The organism is Kitasatospora sp. NPDC059462 (assembly GCF_042749955.1).
GTDB lineage: Bacteria > Actinomycetota > Actinomycetes > Streptomycetales > Streptomycetaceae > Kitasatospora.
Genome location: NZ_JBHYUU010000355.1, coordinates 1 through 3,160, shown reverse-complemented (window position 1 = coordinate 3,160; position 3,160 = coordinate 1). Strand labels below are relative to the sequence as shown.

Annotated in this window: 1 protein-coding gene; it reads right to left on the bottom strand. The window is 74.8% G+C overall.

Annotation, left to right across the window (positions count from 1 at the left end):
• Nucleotides 1–3,160 (bottom strand): type I polyketide synthase (locus tag ACFXAM_RS38320; protein ID WP_380298525.1); only part of this gene is annotated, 3,160 nt, incomplete at both ends.

Genomic DNA, 3,160 nt, shown 5'->3' with positions numbered 1-3,160 from the left:
GCCACCCGCGCCAGACGCGGCACCAGCACCCGACCGCCACGCACCGCCACCTGCGGCTCCCCCGACGCCACCGCCACCGACACCGCCGCCCCGACGTCCCCCACCGCCGGCTCCACATCCACCAGCACCAACCGACCCGGATGCTCCGACTGCGCCGACCGCACCAGACCCCACACCGCCGCCTGACCGACCTCCACCCCAGCACCCTCGTCCGCACCCACCGCAACACCACCACGCGTCACCACCACCAACCGCGAACCACCGAACCGCTCCTCCACCACCCAGTCCCGCACCAGCTCCAGCACACCACCCACAACCCCACGCACACCCCCGGCACCGGACCCCGACGACGGGCACACCACCGCCACCACCCCCGGCACCACCGCACCCTCACGCCCGAGATCCGCCACACCCTCACGGACCTCCACCTCCACCGCACCGGCCGACACCACCCCCGGCACCCACTCCACCCGGAGCAGCGAACCCGCCTCGGTGGACCGGGCCGCCGCGAGCTGCTCGCCCGTCACCGACCGCAGGGCCAGCGTGTCCACCGACGCCACCGGGCGGCCTTCGCCGTCCGCGATCGCCAGCGACACGGTGTCCGCTCCTGCCCCGGAGCCGGCCGCCGGGGCCAGCCGGACCCGCAACGCGGTCGCACCCGTGGCGGACACCCGCACCCCGCTCCACGAGAACGGCAGCCGCCCCTCGTGGCCGTCGGCCAGGAATCCGCCCACCCCCATCGCGTGCAGGGCGGAGTCGAGCAGGGCCGGGTGAAGGGCGAAGCCGGCCACCGGGACGTCCTCGGGCAGGGCGACCTCGGCCAGGAGCTCCGCCCCGTGCCGCCACACGGCCCGCAGGCCCCGGAACACCGGGCCGTAACCGAAGCCGGCCTCCGCCAGCCGCTCGTAGCAGCCGTCGATGTCCACCGCCGTCGCACCGGCGGGCGGCCAGACGGCCGCGTCGGCGGTGTCCGGCGAGGCCGTGTCCCCGGCCTGCGTGAGGACGCCGATGGCGTGGCACGTCCACGGGGCGTCCGTGGCCGCTCCGTCCTCGGGGCGCGAGTGGATCTCCACCGCGCGCCGCCCGGTCCCGTCGGCCGCCGCGACGGTCACCCGTATCTGCACCGCGTTCCGGGCGGGGAGCACCAGCGGCGCGGAGAGGGTCAGTTCGTCCACCCGGTCGTACCCGGCTTCGTCACCGGCCCGGACCGCCATGTCGAGGAAGGCCGTACCGGGCAGCAGGGTCGCACCGGAGACCGCGTGGTCCGCCAGCCAGGGGTGGGTGGGGAGCGACAGCCGCCCGGTCAGCAGGACGCCGCCGTCGGGCAGGCTCACGGCCGCACCCAGCAGGGCGTGCTCGGCGGAGGCCAGGCCGACGGAGGCCACGTCCCCGGCGATCGCGGGCGCCTCCAGCCAGTAGTGCCGACGCTGGAAGGCGTAGGTGGGCAGGTCGACCCGGTGAGCGCCCGGGCCGGGGAAGACCGCGTCCCAGTCGAGGGCGACGCCCCGGGTGTGCAGCTGGGCGAGGGCGGTGGTGAAGGCCGCGGATTCGGTGCGGTCGGCGCGAAGGGCGGGAACGGCGGCGGTGTCGGGCAGGGTCTCCTGGACCATCGGGGTCAGACCGCCGGGCCCGACCTCCAGGAACGCCGTCACCCCCTGCGCCGCCAGCGTCTCGACGGCGTCGGCGAACCGGACCGCGTGGCGGACGTGGCGCACCCAGTAGTCGGGGTCGGCCAACTCCTCGAAGGTGAGGAGCTGTCCGGTGAGGGTGGAGACGACCGGCAGGGTGGCCGCGCCGAAGGTGACGCGCTCCACGACCTCCCGGAAGCCCGCGAGCATCGGCTCCATCAACGGCGAGTGGAACGCGTGCGAGACCGTGAGCCGCTTCGTCCGGCGACCCTCCAGAAGTGCGACCACCTCCGTGACGGCGTACTCGTCGCCCGAAAGCACCACCGAGGAGGGGCCGTTGACCGCCGCGATACCCACGCTCTCTTCACGGCCGGCCAGCAGCGGCGCGACCTCGCCCTCCGAGGCCTGAACCGCGACCATGGCCCCACCGGACGGCAGCTCCTGCATCAACCGGCCACGGGCCACCACCAGTTCGGCGGCGTCGGCCAGCGAGAACACGCCCGCGACGTGCGCGGCGGCCAGCTCACCGATCGAGTGCCCGGCCAGGAAGTCCGCCCGCACCCCCCACGACTCCACCAGCCGGAACAGCGCCACCTCGATCGCGAACAGCGCCGGCTGGGTGAACTCCGTGCGCGCCAGCAGCTCCGCGTCCTCGCCGAACACCACGTCCCGCAACGGCCGTTCGAGGTGAACGTCCACGGCGGCGCAGACCTCGTCGAACGCCTCCGCGAACACCGGGAACGACGCGTACAGCTCACGCCCCATCCCCACCCGCTGACTCCCCTGCCCCGAGAACAGGAACGCGAGCCGGCCGGCCGCGGAACCCGCCTCACCGGTCACCAGGCCGGCGGACGGCCGCCGCCGGTCCTCGGCCATCGCGGACAGGCCCTGGAGCAGTTCCTCCCGGTCCCGGCCCACCACCACGGCGCGGTGCGCCAGTGCGGCGCGCGAGGTCGCCAGCGACCGGCCGACCTCGACGACGCCGAGCTCCGGTCGCTCCGCGAGATGCGTGAGCAGGCGCTCCGCCTGGCCCCGCAGCGCGGCCGGGTCCTTCGCCGACAGTGGCCAGGCGACGGCGACGTCCGACGTCGGCGCCTCCTGCGGGCTCTCGTCGGTGACCGCCGCCGGGGCCTGCTCCAGCACGACGTGCGCGTTGGTGCCGCTGACACCGAACGAGGAGACACCTGCCCGGCGCGGGCGGTCGCCCACGGACCACTCGACCGGCTCCGCCAGCAGTTCCACCGCGCCCGCCGACCAGTCCACGTGCGGCGAGGGCTCGTCCACGTGCAGGGTGCGCGGCAGCACACCGTGCCGCATCGCCATCACCATCTTGATCACACCCGCGACACCCGCCGCAGCCTGAGTGTGACCGATGTTCGACTTCAACGAGCCGAGCCACAGCGGCCGTTCACGGTCCTGCCCGTAGGTGGCCAGCAACGCCTGCGCCTCGATCGGGTCACCCAGCGTCGTACCGGTCCCGTGCGCCTCCACCACGTCCACGTCCGCCGCCGACAACCCGGCGTTCGCCAGGG